General features: G+C 43.3%; 16 protein-coding genes. 6 read left to right on the top strand and 10 right to left on the bottom strand.

Features of this window, described 5'->3' with window-relative positions; genetic code table 11:
• Positions 1–18: 18 nt before the first annotated feature.
• Positions 19–279, bottom strand: a complete 261-nt coding sequence (locus ABXT42_RS04720; RefSeq protein WP_443629217.1) for a DUF4212 domain-containing protein — start codon at positions 277–279, stop codon at positions 19–21.
• A 270-nt stretch (positions 280–549) separates the two neighbouring features.
• Between ABXT42_RS04720 and ABXT42_RS04715 the strand changes: the two genes are divergently transcribed.
• Positions 550–4,050 (top strand): PAS domain-containing hybrid sensor histidine kinase/response regulator, encoded by a 3,501-nt coding sequence (locus tag ABXT42_RS04715; protein WP_443629216.1) that lies wholly within the window; start codon positions 550–552, stop codon positions 4,048–4,050.
• A gap of 52 nt (positions 4,051–4,102) precedes the next feature.
• On the opposite strand, the gene ABXT42_RS04710 is transcribed toward ABXT42_RS04715, so the two are convergent.
• Together ABXT42_RS04710 and acs are read right to left on the bottom strand one after the other, a co-directional pair.
• A complete protein-coding gene (locus ABXT42_RS04710; protein WP_443629215.1) occupies positions 4,103–4,765 on the bottom strand; it encodes a response regulator transcription factor in 663 nt (220 codons plus the stop codon).
• Between the two features lie 35 nt (positions 4,766–4,800).
• Positions 4,801–6,741 (bottom strand): acetate--CoA ligase, encoded by a 1,941-nt coding sequence (acs, locus tag ABXT42_RS04705; RefSeq protein ID WP_443629214.1) that lies wholly within the window; start codon positions 6,739–6,741, stop codon positions 4,801–4,803.
• A 179-nt stretch (positions 6,742–6,920) separates the two neighbouring features.
• On the opposite strand from acs, the gene ABXT42_RS04700 reads away from it, so the two are divergent.
• The 3 genes from ABXT42_RS04700 to ABXT42_RS04690 are packed head-to-tail and all read left to right on the top strand — an operon-like array spanning position 6,921 to position 8,236.
• Entirely contained in the window at positions 6,921–7,406 is a 486-nt protein-coding gene (locus ABXT42_RS04700; RefSeq protein ID WP_443629213.1) for a hypothetical protein, read from the top strand.
• A complete protein-coding gene (locus ABXT42_RS04695) occupies positions 7,396–7,989 on the top strand; it encodes a transglycosylase SLT domain-containing protein (RefSeq protein ID WP_443629212.1) in 594 nt (197 codons plus the stop codon). The genes ABXT42_RS04700 and ABXT42_RS04695 overlap by 11 nt, the downstream gene beginning before the upstream one ends.
• 28 nt (positions 7,990–8,017) lie before the next feature.
• Positions 8,018–8,236, top strand: coding sequence for a YheU family protein (locus tag ABXT42_RS04690; protein WP_443629211.1), 219 nt, complete (start codon positions 8,018–8,020; stop codon positions 8,234–8,236).
• Positions 8,237–8,253: 17 nt separating this feature from the next.
• Here ABXT42_RS04690 and tusA read toward each other — a convergent pair whose 3' ends face one another.
• Positions 8,254–8,496, bottom strand: a complete 243-nt coding sequence (gene tusA, locus ABXT42_RS04685; protein WP_443629210.1) for a sulfurtransferase TusA — start codon at positions 8,494–8,496, stop codon at positions 8,254–8,256.
• 61 nt (positions 8,497–8,557) lie between these two features.
• Positions 8,558–9,214, bottom strand: coding sequence for an alpha/beta family hydrolase (locus ABXT42_RS04680; protein ID WP_443629209.1), 657 nt, complete (start codon positions 9,212–9,214; stop codon positions 8,558–8,560).
• A 209-nt stretch (positions 9,215–9,423) separates the two neighbouring features.
• On the opposite strand from ABXT42_RS04680, the gene ABXT42_RS04675 reads away from it, so the two are divergent.
• Positions 9,424–10,092, top strand: coding sequence for a hypothetical protein (locus ABXT42_RS04675; RefSeq protein ID WP_443629208.1), 669 nt, complete (start codon positions 9,424–9,426; stop codon positions 10,090–10,092).
• A 41-nt stretch (positions 10,093–10,133) separates the two neighbouring features.
• Here ABXT42_RS04675 and ABXT42_RS04670 read toward each other — a convergent pair whose 3' ends face one another.
• The 5 genes from ABXT42_RS04670 to recQ form a co-directional block, all read right to left on the bottom strand.
• Positions 10,134–10,211, bottom strand: a complete 78-nt coding sequence (locus ABXT42_RS04670; RefSeq protein WP_443629441.1) for a hypothetical protein — start codon at positions 10,209–10,211, stop codon at positions 10,134–10,136.
• Positions 10,212–10,346: 135 nt separating this feature from the next.
• Positions 10,347–10,949, bottom strand: a complete 603-nt coding sequence (locus tag ABXT42_RS04665; RefSeq protein ID WP_443629207.1) for a flavin reductase family protein — start codon at positions 10,947–10,949, stop codon at positions 10,347–10,349.
• Between the two features lie 51 nt (positions 10,950–11,000).
• Positions 11,001–11,879 carry a tRNA 2-thiocytidine(32) synthetase TtcA gene (ttcA, locus tag ABXT42_RS04660; RefSeq protein WP_443629206.1) on the bottom strand — a complete coding sequence of 293 codons (879 nt, stop codon included), beginning with the start codon at positions 11,877–11,879 and terminating at the stop codon, positions 11,001–11,003.
• Positions 11,880–11,884: 5 nt separating this feature from the next.
• Positions 11,885–12,424, bottom strand: a complete 540-nt coding sequence (locus ABXT42_RS04655) for a DUF2058 domain-containing protein (protein WP_443629205.1) — start codon at positions 12,422–12,424, stop codon at positions 11,885–11,887.
• 64 nt (positions 12,425–12,488) lie between these two features.
• Complete coding sequence (recQ, locus tag ABXT42_RS04650; RefSeq protein ID WP_443629204.1) at positions 12,489–14,288, bottom strand: DNA helicase RecQ; 1,800 nt, start codon at positions 14,286–14,288, stop codon at positions 12,489–12,491.
• A gap of 287 nt (positions 14,289–14,575) precedes the next feature.
• Here recQ and ABXT42_RS04645 point away from each other — a divergent pair, with 287 nt between their 5' ends.
• Entirely contained in the window at positions 14,576–15,205 is a 630-nt protein-coding gene (locus ABXT42_RS04645) for a YecA/YgfB family protein (protein ID WP_443629203.1), read from the top strand.
• Positions 15,206–15,207 lie beyond the last annotated feature (2 nt).

Genomic DNA, 15,207 nt, shown 5'->3' with positions numbered 1-15,207 from the left:
TAGTAGTTTTGTTCGCAGTTATTCATGTACATCAAACTCACTATCCAGGCGCCCCATACGAATTGCATAAGCCACAGTCAGTGCACAAAAAACTAAAATACTGCCCTGATTGGCAAACCAATAGCCTAGCTTAAATCCAAATATATTGAATTGATTTAGCTCTTCAACAAAAACAATGCCAAAGCCAAAAGAGACCACGAACCAAACCACAAGGTAGGAGAAAATAATTTGTAAATTACGATGCCAATACTGCTCTGCTTTATTAATATCTTGTTTCATCACGTGCCTTTTTTTTATTATTTTTTATGATTCAATCATAACCACTTGAACGATTGAGGGCAACGACATTGTCGGGTAAAGATCCAAGCAAAAGTTCACTGTCAAATCATAAAAACAAACATTAGACTTTAGTATAAACAATTGTAAGAAAAATCATAGGTAATTGATTTTAATAAATTTTATCAGAGTCCAGTTTTAAGGCATAAAACCAGCTGGCGTGTTATAAATAGTCATCGTTTATTTATTCTGTGTTAACACTGTAGGCATCACATGCTAGACATCTGGGTCATTCTATTCATTTCATTAGCCTATGTAGGTTTGCTGTTTGGCATTGCTTATTATGGTGACAATCGTCCACAACGCGGCTCAAAGTTACTTAGCCAACCTGTCATCTATAGCTTATCCTTAGCAGTCTATTGCACTTCATGGACTTTTTACGGGTCAGTATCTCGTGCAACCCAAGGCTGGGACTTCCTATCTATTTATTTAGGCCCAATTCTTCTTTTCACCTTTGGTTGGGGTTTGGTTTATAAAATCATTCTTATTGCCAAGCAAGAAAACCTCACTACGATTGCGGATTTTATTGCCTCAAGGTACGGTAAGAGCCGAAGCTTAGCGATCGTTATTACCGTGATGGCAACCTTTGGCATACTTCCTTACATTGCTCTGCAGCTAAAAGCGGTAGCTCAAAGCTTTACTATTATGATTTCTGGTGGAGGAAGTTCAGACTTTGGTTCTAGCAATACTGCATTAGTGGTTGCTATTTTGATGGCAGCCTTTGCGATTTTATTTGGAACTCGACAAATAGACACTAGTGAACACCATCGTGGCATGGTACTGGCTATTGCGTTTGAATCTATTGTGAAGTTGGTGGCATTTGTGGCTGTAGGCCTATTTGTAACCTTTAGTTTATTTGATGGCATTGCAGATTTAAGCGCCCATATAAGCCAAAGTGGCCTGCAACAGCAGCTAGACAACTTTAATCCTTTAAGAGTGAGTTTTCTTACCGAAACGCTACTGGCATTGCTAGCCATGCTTTGCCTTCCAAGACAATTTCAAGTGGGTATTGTTGAAAATACAAACCCTAACGATTTGCATACTGCACGCTGGTTGTTTCCACTTTACTTAATTATATTCTGTATCTTTATGTTGCCCATTGCAGCAGCTGGCAGCTTTCTTTTCAGTGGTCAAGAAATAGCCACTGACACCTATGTTTTGATGGTGCCACTAAGCCAGGGCGCAAGCAGCATAGCCACACTAGCCTATATAGGTGGCCTCTCTGCTGCTACAGGCATGGTTATTGTAGCCACCGTATCTATTAGCACCATGATCAGTAATGACATAGTGATGCCAGTAATATTTCACTTATCACCACTACAAGCATCAGAAGATAAAAACATAGGCCGGTTATTACTCAAAGTGCGCCGAGTAGTTATTGTGGCTATGCTATTAGCTGCTTACGGTTACTTTTTATTGATTGGTGACGGTAAAAGCTTGGTGTCTTTAGGTTTAACCGCTTTTGTTGCCGTGGCCCAGTTTGCCCCCGCATTAATCGGCGCTGTATTTTGGCGCCGGGGTAATCGCTATGGTGCCTTGGCTGGATTAGGCACAGGCTTCACTATTTGGATTTACACCCTTATGGTCCCCAATCTTAGTGGCCTTGGATTTGATACCTTAAGTTTAGTCAAAGATGGATTATTTGGTCTCAGTTGGCTTCGTCCCACGTCTATGTTTGGACTAGAAGGGTTTGATCCTATAACTCACGCTACCCTATTATCTCTAAGTTTAAATATTGTGGCATTTGTATGGGTATCCAGACTCACTCAGGCCCGTTTGCAAGATCGAATTCAAGCAGATCATTTTGTGGATCTAAGATTGAGCCAATCTATAGGAAATACTGATAATAACTTTGAAAATACGCGCTTTAGCGATCTTCAAACACTCTGTGAGCGCTTTTTAGGTTCTAATAGAACCCATGAAGCATTTCATCAGTTTGCTCGTGCGCAAAACCGCGACCTAAACTTAAATGACCCCATAGACCAAGCACTAGCGACTTATGCAGAACGCCTTTTAGCAGGTGTGATCGGCGCATCTTCGGCCCGTATTATTGTGGCTTCAAGCTTAATGGATACAGAAATGCATTTAGGGGACGTGGTATCCATTGCCGATGAAGCTTCTGCCCTTTTCCAATTTAACCGGACTATGCTGCAGTCCACTATTGAACACATAGACCAAGGCATCAGTGTGGTGGATAAGGACATGCGCTTGGTAGTTTGGAATCAACGCTATCAAGAAATGTTTGGCTTTCCTGAAGGTCTTATTAACATCGGCAGGCCCATTGAGGAGGTCATTCGTCATAATGCCATAAATGGAGACTATGGTTTAGGCGTGCTTGAACAACAAGTTGAACAGCGCCTAAGCACTATGATGGAAGGAAAAAGCAGCACACACCTGCGCTATAGAGCTGACGGCGCTGTGTTTGAAGTGCGAGGCAATGCCATGCTAGGTGGCGGATACGTTAACACTTATATGGATATTACTAACCATAAACGTATTGAAGCAGCCTTAAAAGAAACCAACGAAACCCTAGAGCAGCGCGTCCAAAACCGCACCAAAGCTCTAGTAGTAGCTAATGATGAATTAAGCCAAGCAAAAATTGGAGCAGACCAAGCGAACCAAAGTAAAACACGCTTTTTAGCCGCAGCCAGCCATGACTTAATGCAACCCCTAAATGCAGCACGACTATTTTCTTCTTCTTTGTCACAACAACACCCCACTGGAAAACTCTCAGATACTTTGCATCATTTAGATGATTCGTTAGGTGCGGCTGAAGAGTTGATTGGCACTTTAATAGAAATATCTAAGCTAGATGCAGGAAACCTGTCTCCCAAATTTAGCCATTTTCCAATAGATAAAATGTTACAAAAGCTGGCTGCAGAGCTGTCTTTATTGTGTCAACAAAAAGGCATTGAGTTTGACTATATGCCGTGCAGCGTAACAGTTTACAGTGACGAACAGCATTTACGTCGTATCGTGCAGAACTTTTTAACTAATGCCATGCGCTACACCCCAAAAGGTAAGGTCTTGCTGGGTTGTCGATTAAAACAAAATGCCATCGAGATTCAAGTTTGGGATACTGGCATAGGTATAGCACCTCAAAAGCTTACTGAAGTATTTGAAGAGTTTAAACGCATAGATCACCCTGCCACTCAAGACATTAAAGGCCTAGGTTTAGGCTTAGCAATAGCAGATCGGACAGCTAAACTACTAGGCCACCATTTGACAGTAAAATCATGGCAAGGCAGCGGTAGTTTATTTGGCATCATAGTACCGACTGGAGACCCAGATAAGGTGGTCACTAAATCCTCCACTCACACTCAATACAACGCAGGAGGAGGAAGCTTAGCTAATATGATAGTGCTATGTATAGACAATGAAGCCTCTATACTAATAGGAATGGAACAAGTACTTAGTGGCTGGGGATGCACTGTCATTACCGCCCTTAGTACCTCACAGGCCTTACAGAATCTAGCAGATGCAAATGTACAACCTAGCGTGATCTTAGCTGATTATCACTTAGACCAAGATCAGACAGGCACTGCGGCTATTGCAAGAATAAGGCAAGTTTATGAATGCCAAATACCGGCCATTTGTATTACAGCTGATCGCACAGAAGAGGTAGCAAAGGTGGTTTCTGATGAGGATGCATTACTGCTGAACAAGCCTCTAAAGCCTGCTGCACTTAGAGCAACATTAAGTCGCCTTAGATAAACATGGAGTGACTATCCACAGGCGACTTACTTAGGTAAACGACTTGGTGAGTCTACTTAACAGACTCATCTTGAGGGTGTTCGATACGTAAACGCCCCGCTAAGATAACAGCCTGGGTGCGGCTATATACGCCTAATTTCCGCAATATTGCTGTAACATGGGCCTTAATAGTGGCTTCTGACACACTTAATTCATAGGCAATCTGTTTATTAAGCAGCCCTTCAGTGAGCATCACCATAACCTTAAACTGCTGAGGAGTGAGGCTTGCCAACTGACCAGCAAACTTACTGTCCTGGGCGTCCATTTCTTTGTTAGCTGCGGGCAAGTCTGCCGGAACCCATTGGCCACCGTTGAGAACCTCTGTAATAGCTTCAATAATATCTGACATTGAAGAGGATTTAGGAATAAAACCTGCCGCACCAAAATGCATGGCGCGGTGGATTACAATGGCTTGTTCATTACCTGAGATCACTATTACTGGCACACTTGGAAAGTGGTTTCGTAAATAGATAAGCCCCGAAAACCCATTTGCTCCAGGCATGTGCAAGTCTAATAACACCAAATCTATTTCACTATGCATTTGGCGCTCTAAATGCTCTAAGTGCTCCGCTTCTAATACCTTCGCACCATCAACTTGCGCACCGATAGCTTGTGTTAACGCCGCCCGAAACAACGGATGATCATCAGCTACGATAATGGTGTAAGCATTAGACATAGACGCACCTCCTAAAAAATATACAGATTGTTAAGTTATTTATTGCAGCGATTTTCAATCAATTCCGTCACTACACCTGGGTCTGATAACGTAGAGGTATCGCCCAACTCGCCATAGTCGTTAGCAGCAATTTTACGTAGAATACGACGCATAATCTTTCCTGAACGTGTTTTAGGTAAATTAGGTGCAAACTGAATCAAATCTGGTGAGGCAATTGGGCCAATTTCAGTTCTTACCCACTGCCTTAATTCCTTCATTAACTCAGGACTACTATCAATACCGTCCTGTAATGTAACATAACAATATATGCCTTGGCCCTTAATTTCGTGTGGGTAACCTACAACGGCAGATTCGCACACAGATTTATGGGCTACCAAAGCACTTTCTATTTCGGCAGTGCCCATGCGATGACCAGAAACATTCAATACATCATCAACACGACCAGTAATCCAATAATATCCATCTTCGTCTCTTTTTGCGCCATCACCTGTAAAGTAATAGTTGGCAAACGTAGAGAAGTAAGTTTCTTCAAAGCGCTTATGATTGCCCCAAATAGATCGAGCTTGGCCAGGCCAGCTGTCTTTAATGACTAGATTGCCTTCAACGGCGCCTTCTAGCTCACGGCCTTCATTATCAACTATGGCTGGCTGTACGCCAAAGAATGGCAAGGTTGCAGAACCTGGCTTAGTATCTACAGCCCCAGGTAACGGTGTGATCATGTGACCACCTGTTTCTGTTTGCCACCATGTGTCCACAACAGGCGCATTACCTGTGCTAAACACACGCCTATACCAAAGCCACGCTTCAGGGTTGATGGGTTCACCTACACTACCTAAAACACGAATACTTGATACGTCAGAACCAGACAACACATCGTCGCCATGCTGCATTAATGCTCGTATCGCTGTGGGTGCAGTATAAAACTGATTGACTTTGTGTTTTTCAATCACTTGTCCAAAGCGCGCATTAGTAGGGTAATTAGGCACCCCTTCAAACATCAATGTGGTGGCACGGTTGGCAAGTGGTCCATAAACTATATAACTGTGACCCGTAATCCAACCTACGTCTGCTGTACACCAATACACATCGCCTGGTTTGTAATCAAACACAAGTTCGTGTGTCATTGCACTCCACACTAAATAGCCTGCAGAGGTGTGTTCTAAGCCTTTAGGTTGGCCAGTAGAGCCTGACGTATAAAGAATGAACAGTGGGTCTTCTGCGCCCATTACTTGTGGCTCATGCTCAGTGCTGGCAGTAGCTACAATGTCGCCATACCAAACGTCACGACCCTCTACCCAAGCAATGTCAGCGCCTGTGCGCTTAACAACGATGACTGTATCAACACAATCTACGTTAGTTAAACCAGCATCTACGTTGGCTTTTAGGCCGATCTTCTTACCACCACGCAGGCCTTCGTCTGCCGTAATCACAATATTACTTTTAGCACCTTGTACACGCCCTGCAATAGCATCAGGGGAGAAACCACCAAAAATAACAGAATGCACTGCGCCAATACGGGCACACGCTAACATGGCCACTGCAGCTTCAGGAATCATTGGCATGTATAAGGTGATTACGTCACCTTTTTTAGCGCCTTGGGCCAACAAAGCATTACTAAACTGACACACTTCTTGATGCAGTTCTTTATAGCTAATATGGCGAGAGTCGCTTGGATCATCGCCTTCCCAAATAATAGCAATTTCATCACCATGGTCTGCCAAATGACGGTCTAAACAGTTGGCAGCAACATTTAATTGACCATCGGCATACCACTTAATAGATACATCATTTGGAGTAAATCTAGTGTTTTTTATTTGCGTAGGCGCCTTAATCCAATCCAATCTTTCACCCTGCTTACGCCAGAACTCTTCTGGATCTGCAACAGACTGCTGATACATGGCTTCACGTTTTTGTTGGTTCAGTCCAGAGGCTTGGGCAATTGATGCATCTGCTGGATATGTCTTCACGTCACTCATTGGATGGTTCCTGATTTTGTAGGGCAGAGGTTTAGCTGTACATTTATACCAAGTTGGAGCGCATATTAAAATACTACTTTGGCTTAATACAGCACTTCATTTGGTAAACTTATCTTGCCTTGAGGCATGGCATACGCCATCATTTGTTATTATGACTTAAAATACTCTTACAAATGCCTATGACTGACCTAAGCCTTGCTTTATTTATCGCTGTTGAAACGTGTTCAGAACCTCCTTATTACCCTATTGTAGCAGCCTGGACCTTGCCTGATGGTAGCATCAAATCTAGTCTAATCATTGCCGATGACAGCTGGCCACCTCACCTGTGCTATAGCGATCATATTTCTGATGAAACTATAGATGCTTTAGGCCACTCAGTAAAAGATGTTTTATTGGAAATGAATGTTGACCTAGATGCTAGCCATGTTGTGGGCCATGCAGATTTCTCACCTGCCCAAGGCTTAGAGCATTTAGTAGATGCCTTAGATATTGAATTAGCGTTTGAAGTATCTACTAATCAACTAGACATAAGTGAATTACTTGGCCATGACTGGCGTGATGAATTACAGGATCTATCTCATGAAATGGGCTTAGATTTATTACAAGCTGAAGATCAGGTAAGGCTGATGCAGCTATGCTGGGCAAGACAAAGTGATGAATTTTAAGCTCGTTGTTTCAGCTCTATTAATGCTGCTAGTGAGTGCATGTAGCAGCCTGGGCACCGTGTCTAGCAAACCACATACGCCAGACAACTTGTGTGGTATTTTTGCGCAATTTAAAGACTGGCAAACAAGCGCTATTGCTTCTGAACAGCAGTGGAAAATAGATCAATCCATTAGCATGGCTTTCATTAACCATGAATCTGATTTTAATGCTAAAGCAAGACCACCTCGTAAAAGAACATTTGGTATTATCCCAGGCAAACATCTATCTTCTGCTTACGGCTATCCGCAGGCTATTAATGGCACTTGGCTCATGTACAAAAAATTGACCGGTTACACCAACGCCCAGCGCACTGACTTTAATGATGCGATTGACTTTGTAGGCTGGTACAACGCACGATCAGTGCGTCTAAATAACATACAGCCAAACGATACCTACAACCTTTATCTAGCTTACCACGAGGGCCATGGCGGCTTTGCTAACAAATCATACTTGGCCAAACCTTGGTTACTCAATGTGGCTCAAGATGTTGCTCATCAAGCTGAGCGTTATCGCCGCCAGTTGGATTTTTGCTCACCCATATAATTTATCGTAGTTGACAACGGACCTTTTCATGATAGTACCTTGGCAAAACATCAATACAGATACGCTAAACCACTTATTAGAAGAATTTGCTAGCAGAGACGGTACAGACTATGGGGTTTATGAAACGAGCTTAGAGGACAAGGTGGTTCAGCTAAAAGTACAGCTGCAGCAAAAGCGTATTGTGGTAGTTTATAGTGAGTTACATGAGTCTGTGAATATAGTTTCTGCCGATCAGTTCAGTGGATAACCCGCCATTAATTGGCATCAACCGCCTTTGCGAATAACATACTGATACTGCGCTCCATCATCTACCTGCTGGATCAACTCATGGCCTAAAAACAAACAAAATTTAGGAATATCTCTTTTGGTTGAAGGATCTGTCGCCAACACTTTAACCACATCACCTGCTTTAATGTCTTTAAAAGTACTATGCAACATCATCACAGGCTCCGGACAAAAAAGCCCTGTGGTGTCTAACAGTTTGTCGATGGTATGGGTATTGTGCATCACTTTTCATACTCTGGTAATGACCGCCATTAAAAAGCGATCTCACATTTTTTAAATTTTATTACACGCTAAATTTGGTTGATATTAACGTGTGCTTAGCCCACTTTTCAAGCTCTAAAACTGAGTGTTCAATAGCTTGAATTTGACTCAATTCTGCATCTTTAAAAGGCTTTAAACTGTGATCCAAATGATCAAACCAATGCACATTAATGTGTTTTGGCATTTGATAACTTAAAACCTCATCATAACTACCCAAAGCATCTCGTGTACCTTGAAAAACAATGCCAGGCTTTTGGCTAGTTAACAAATGTGCTACTCGTAAAGTCTCTGGCTTACGCTGTGGGTGGAAGGGATAACCTAGGGCGAACCAACCTAAAGCATGAGTCTGCTCTACAATTAAACTTGCCACACGCCCCCCAAGCGACTTGCCACCAATAATAAGTGGCCCAGACAATGCCAGAGATTCAAGTAATGCTATAAACTCTAGCTGCAGCTTAGAGACTGCTGTGGGCGGCCGCCTAATACCTGAAGTTTGCATTTGCTGCATGTAGCCAAATTCAAATAAATACACCGTGAAATCCTTTGCACTCATCTTACTCGCAACTGCCTGCATAAACTCATGATTCATACCAATTCCAGAACCATGGGCAAAAACCACATTGATGGCCCCCGTGCCATACTTTTGCACCTTGGTATGAGTCGCTTGCGTAATCATCATAAAACTCCTTTTACTAGATCATAATTATCCCATACTCACTTCAATCTGACTATGCTAGGTATAAGCTCAAAGCATATTGACCCCGCCTGCACATATCTACGAAACCCAATCTTTTAACCACCTAAACAACTCACCACCCCATTGCATGCCACTGCCGCAAGTGACAAAATCAACGCTCATTAATAATAAAAACACACCAAGGATTCATTATGAGCGACACCACCTTTTTAAGCGCCCAGCAACTTAGCCATGCAGTAGAAAAGGTGGTCGCCAGCCGCGGCTTTGAGGCTCTAGACCAAAAGGCTGCTGGTTTTCGTGCAGCCTTTGCAATGCAACACGGCCTAGCCAATAGTGACTTACTAGAAACTTCTTTAGCAGGGCTAGATGCTTCCTTAAGTGCACCTAAGGTGTTAGTAGAAAGTGCACAGAGCCTTATTTATGATGCCCGTGGTCAGCCCGCCTTAATACAGCTGGAAGAAGCCTTTGTCCATGCCTTAAAGGCTGGTATCCCAGAGATTCGCATTCATAAAACCGCCTGCGGCGCGTTTGCAGTGCCTGCTATTACCCACTACCTAGCCAAGCACGCAGGCGAAGAAGGAGCCAATATACAAAACGTGTGTGTGTATTTTAATAACTTAGAAGGAGGAATGCGGCGTTTTGACCTTGCATCCCAAGGGCAGCTACTTGGCCTTTTACAGCCTAGAGAGCGAGATTTGGCATGGAACGAAGTGCGCATTACTATAGGCCCTGCCCCATCAGATTGCAAAACCGTGGCGGGCACAGCAGACATAGAAGCCTACCGCAGCCGCTGTGAAGAAAATGGCATAGGCATACGCACAACCTTGTGGAATCGCATACAAGAATTAGCCGCAGGTTAATTATGAGGCGCAACGAAAGGTTTGGCAAAGCTAAAGACATATTAACTAGCACCATGTAGCTGCAAGTATTCCAGCCTTTTTTTGCCTTCTTGTGCGGTAGGTGTTTGGCCCAGTAGCACCCACCAAAGTGCTTAAGCGTGTCGACTTTTTGCCATACACTCATATTCACCTGAACATTTGGATCTTCATTAATTCAGATTCCATGGCGCCGCGCGCCAGTGCAATATTGATCTGGGCTAACTGATAGTGACTCATTAAGGCCTTGTAAGTTCTATAGTATTCGTAGTTAAACTAAAGTGGTTACCACCCATTTTTCCCACCGAATCTATATCTTGTTGGTCTATAGTGTCATTTTTATAAAGCGCATCATCGACGTAAATACCGGTCACATCCAGTAATATCAGCTGGCCACCGGCAGGTAAGTCACTTACCCTTACCACTTCTCGTAAACGACATTCATAACGAACAGGAGCATTTTTCACAGATTTAGTTAACACTTGGGCGCTTTCGCAAGCCTCAACATTAGCAAAGCTAAATTCGCTCTCTTTAATACCTAGAGCAGCACTGGTGGCGTTCATTTGTTCTAACAACGCACTATTTACTATGTTCACCACACACTCCTTAGTTTCTAGAAGGTTTTGCAGGGTGTCTTTATTATTACCACTTCGTTGAGTGACTTGGGTATAAAGTAGCACCGGTGGATTGCAACTTGCCACAGTAAAGAAGGAGTAAGGCGCCAAATTATCCACCCCCTCTTTTGAGCGTGTGCTAATCCAAGCAATAGGTCTAGGAGTGATACCGCCAATTAAAAGCTGGTAATTTTGTTGTGCATCTAGCTGTGCTACGTCAAAAACCATGAGTAGTCCATCTCGTTATATTTGAGGCTAGGCTAAGCCTTCATGCAAAAACTAAAGTGCTAAATTAAGTAGTGCTAAATCTGCATCTGCATGATCACTAACCATGTGAGTCACTGTGCCTTCAAACATTCGTTCAGTTTGTTTGAAGTTATGTATCTTCGTGTCCATAAGGTGTGAAGGTACTACATTTTGTAGTGATTTAGTCATGCTCTCTACTCGTCCTGGGTAGTTTATTTCCCAATCTTGTAGCATGCCTTTGATGTGCTGGCGTTGTAAATTGTCTTGAGACCCGCATAAATTACAAGGAATAATGGGGTAGTGTTTAAGCTGAGCATATTGCGCAATATCTTGTTCACGGGCATAAGCCATGGGACGAATCACTGTATTTAATCCATCATCACTAAGCAAACGAGCTGGCATCGCTTTAAGTTTACCGCCATGAAACATGTTTAAAAATAACGTTTCTAATATATCATCGCGATGGTGCCCTAAGGCTATTTTGGTAATGCCTCGTTCTTGAGCAAAGCGATATAAAGTGCCCCGGCGCATGCGCGAGCATAAACCACAGGTAGTTTTACCTTCTTCGATCACTGCTTTGACTACACTGTAAGTATCATGCTCAATAATATGAAAATCTGCACCCACTTGTGTGAGGTACTTAGGCAATATGTGCTCTGGAAAACCTGGTTGCTTTTGATCTAGATTAACGGCCAATATCTCAAAATCAATCGGTGCACTTTTTTGCAATTGCATCAATATATCAAGCATGGCATAGGAGTCTTTACCCCCAGACACACACACCATAACTTTGTCGCCCTGCTCTATCATGGCGTAGTCATCGATTGCACGGCCTACATCACGGCGCAGGCGCTTTTGTAGCTTTTGTTGACGTTTGGCATCATCTTGCACATTAGGTGGTGAATGAGTCACTGTAGTTACCACATCAAGTCATCGGGAATAACAAAGTCTGCATAAGGGTCATCTTCTGGTGCCACTGCATCTGCAGCAGATTCAGCACGTATAATTACCGTGTCACTAGAGCGCTCTTCAATGCTCACAGCTACATTGGCTGGAACCACATAATAGGTCTCGTCTAAACCCACAATAACTAGGGATCCTCGGCTTAATGCAGCTTGTTGCATAGCGTCAACATACAGCTTTTTAATGACTTTTCCATCAACAAAATTATAGCTTACTTCACCACCAGTTAAATCTAAGCGACAACGCTCTACTATTTGCTTCACTTGGGCTACTACTGCGCGGTCTTGATGCTGTGCATCACGCTGGGCGTTGAGCTCTTTGGAACGAATAGCTTGCGCCTTTTTTTCACTCAGTGCACGCTGGGCGGCTGTTTCACCCACATCAACGCCTTTGCGCACATCTCGAGTTTGTTTCTTTTTAGCCTTTGTGGCTTGCTTAGATTGCTTTTCGTTGGCTAAACCGGCCTTTAGCAATTGATCTTGTAAACTGGCCATTATTGGCTTCCTTAAAAATAATAGTATTAGCAGCGCGACTGATTGATGATGTTATCATAGCTAACTACGCGTGTTGCTTAATTAACGCCAAAAAGTCATCACCGTAGCGGTCTAATTTCTTTTCGCCCACACCGTGAACATGGCTCATTTCCAGCAGCGTTTGTGGTTTAGCGTGAAGCATTTCCAGCAATGAAGAGTCACTAAAAATAACATAGGGGGGCACCTTTTGGTCTTGAGCTAGGGCCATACGCAGCTCCCTGAGCAATTGCCATAAATCCATATCAGCATCATCTATTTGCAGCCTTGCTTTAGCTGCTTTTGGCGCTTTAATAGACACCTTACGATCAAGTCGAAGTTGTAATGAAGCCTCACCTTTAAGTAACGGCCTGCAAGGTGGTAATAGGCGTAATCCACCATAATTTTCTGGATCACTAGAGACTAAGCCAGAGGCTAAAAGCTGTCTATATACCGAGCGCCATTGTTTTTGATCAAGCTCTTGGCCCAGTGCAAAGGTGGATATTTTATCATGGCCTGCAGCTTTAATTTTGTCGGTAGGTTTACCCATTAAAATATCTATTAAATGAGCTACACCATAGCGCTGACCACTACGAAAAACACACGATAATGCCTTACGAGCCACTTCTGTGCCATCAAAAGTTGCTACAGGTTCTAAACAGTTATCACAATTACCACAGCTACTTGAAGAAGTTTCGTTAAAATAGCTTAAAATGGCTTGCCTTCGACATTGTGTTATTTCACACAGACCTAACATAGCGTCTAGTTTGGATTGCTCTGAACGCTTTATACCTGCGTCCATATCAGTTTGCTCAAGCCGCTGCCTAAGCCACATCACATCTTGCAGTCCATATACCATCCACGCATCGGCAGGTAGCCCATCACGACCAGCACGGCCGGTTTCTTGGTAATAAGACTCTATGCTTTTGGGTAAGTCTAGGTGTGCCACAAAACGCACGTTAGGCTTATCAATGCCCATACCAAAAGCAATGGTGGCTACCATGATTAAACCATCTTCATTGAGGAAACGATGTTGGTTTTGGGCTCGCTTTTCTGCCCCCAGGCCTGCATGATAAGGCAAAGCTGCAATGCCCTGCTCCATTAGCCAAAGGGCGGTTTCGTCTACCTTTTTGCGAGACATACAATACACTATGCCCGCATTGCCTTGATGCTGTGATTGCACGAAGTCTAATAACTGCTGTTTACCTTTTTGCTTTTGCATTATACGGTAACGAATATTGGGACGGTCAAAGCTACTGATGTATTGACGTGCATTACCCAACCCTAAACGTTTCACCATTTCTTGCTGAGTAGGCCGGTCTGCTGTGGCAGTCAGCGCCATACGCGGCACATGGGGGAAGTTTTGCTGTAAACACTCTAGCTGAAGGTATTCTGGCCTGAAGTCGTGACCCCATTGAGATACACAATGTGCTTCGTCAATAGCAAACAAGGCCAACTTACAAGACCACAACAAGTTCATACAAGCATCTGTCATCAAACGTTCAGGAGAGATGTAAAGTAAGTCTAACTCGCCATTTAATGCTTGTTGCTCGATTTGTTTTTGTAGTTGCCAGTCGATACCTGAGTGCAATGCCTGCGCATTCACTCCCAGCTGCTGCATGGACGCAACCTGGTCTTGCATTAACGCGATCAAAGGAGAGATGACTATCCCTAAACCCTCCCTAAGCATTGCTGGAATCTGATAACAGATCGACTTTCCACCCCCCGTGGGCATCAGCACTAATGCATCACCCCCGTCAATGACATGCTGAATTACATCCAGTTGTTGGCCACGAAAATGCTCATAGCCAAAGAGGCTGTGTAAAAGTTGTTGGGGAGTGTCTCTCATGGCGCGCATTATCCTCCAAGGTAGCCCAGCTGTCACCCTTATAAAGAACTTACTGGCTACTCTTGGACAAATAAGCCAATGAATTTATCTTACTGGGGCTTAAATGAAAATAGGCCTAAAATTTCATGGGAACACTTGTGTACACAAAGGCCTTAAATGACCGTATTACTCGAAAGCTTTGGCACTTAAAAATACAGCCCAATAGCTATGCTACAGCTTTAGTTTATTAGCTGTTAATAGGTTCCATGAGTTACAATAGCTAATATTTAATGATCGAGTCACGCCACATGTCCATCTCTAACGACCCCTTAACCGATAGCCAAATTGACCAGTTAGACGCATACTTGTTGTCTGACAAAGTGCAAGAAGAAGCTTTAGACTACATTGCTCTTCACGGCTACCTATGTGCCTTAGCTATTAGCCCAGCTCACATGCCTGAGCATGAGTGGCTGGAACAAGTAATGGCTGAAACACCCGTAAAAGAAGACGAAGCTGAACGCCAAGAAATGCTCAATTTAATACGTCAAGAGTATGCTTTTTTACGCGAGTGTTTGGAGTCTGATCAAGACATTGACCTTCCCTGTGATCTAACCTTAGAGCTAGACCAAGAAGATGACTGCTTACTTGAATACTGGGCTCAAGGCTTTATGGAACTGATATTTAGCCAGGAAGATGTTTGGTTTTCTGAACAAGAAGAAGACGTAGCTGAATGCTTACTACCCTTCATGTTGGCTGCTAAATTAGACGAAGATGCAGAGCTTGAAGAGCTGCGCCTTCAGCCAGAATTTTGCCAGCAACTATGTGAGCAAATTCCAGAATTACTACAAGATTTATATTTGTTGTTCCGCGTGCCCGCTGACAAACCTAAAGGTGGCTACGCTGGCAAGAAGGCTTCAGGGCCTAGCAAAAAACGCTAAAA

The organism is Candidatus Njordibacter sp. Uisw_002 (genome assembly GCF_047730155.1).
GTDB lineage: Bacteria > Pseudomonadota > Gammaproteobacteria > Pseudomonadales > Balneatricaceae > Njordibacter.
This window is presented reverse-complemented; position numbering and strand designations above follow the sequence as displayed.

What these genes read in the sequence shown, in the direction of transcription:
- ABXT42_RS04690 (WP_443629211.1), top strand. Translation starts at nt 8,018, where the DNA reads ATGATAGTACCTTGGCAAAACATCAATACAGATACGCTAAACCACTTA.
- tusA (WP_443629210.1), bottom strand. Translation starts at nt 8,496, where the DNA reads ATGCACAATACCCATACCATCGACAAACTGTTAGACACCACAGGGCTT.
- ABXT42_RS04700 (WP_443629213.1), top strand. Translation starts at nt 6,921, where the DNA reads ATGACTGACCTAAGCCTTGCTTTATTTATCGCTGTTGAAACGTGTTCA.
- ABXT42_RS04675 (WP_443629208.1), top strand. Translation starts at nt 9,424, where the DNA reads ATGAGCGACACCACCTTTTTAAGCGCCCAGCAACTTAGCCATGCAGTA.
- acs (WP_443629214.1), bottom strand. Translation starts at nt 6,741, where the DNA reads ATGAGTGACGTGAAGACATATCCAGCAGATGCATCAATTGCCCAAGCC.
- ABXT42_RS04720 (WP_443629217.1), bottom strand. Translation starts at nt 279, where the DNA reads ATGAAACAAGATATTAATAAAGCAGAGCAGTATTGGCATCGTAATTTA.
- ABXT42_RS04710 (WP_443629215.1), bottom strand. Translation starts at nt 4,765, where the DNA reads ATGTCTAATGCTTACACCATTATCGTAGCTGATGATCATCCGTTGTTT.
- ABXT42_RS04645 (WP_443629203.1), top strand. Translation starts at nt 14,576, where the DNA reads ATGTCCATCTCTAACGACCCCTTAACCGATAGCCAAATTGACCAGTTA.
- ABXT42_RS04695 (WP_443629212.1), top strand. Translation starts at nt 7,396, where the DNA reads ATGAATTTTAAGCTCGTTGTTTCAGCTCTATTAATGCTGCTAGTGAGT.
- ABXT42_RS04680 (WP_443629209.1), bottom strand. Translation starts at nt 9,214, where the DNA reads ATGATGATTACGCAAGCGACTCATACCAAGGTGCAAAAGTATGGCACG.
- ABXT42_RS04665 (WP_443629207.1), bottom strand. Translation starts at nt 10,949, where the DNA reads ATGGTTTTTGACGTAGCACAGCTAGATGCACAACAAAATTACCAGCTT.
- ABXT42_RS04655 (WP_443629205.1), bottom strand. Translation starts at nt 12,424, where the DNA reads ATGGCCAGTTTACAAGATCAATTGCTAAAGGCCGGTTTAGCCAACGAA.
- recQ (WP_443629204.1), bottom strand. Translation starts at nt 14,288, where the DNA reads ATGAGAGACACTCCCCAACAACTTTTACACAGCCTCTTTGGCTATGAG.
- ABXT42_RS04715 (WP_443629216.1), top strand. Translation starts at nt 550, where the DNA reads ATGCTAGACATCTGGGTCATTCTATTCATTTCATTAGCCTATGTAGGT.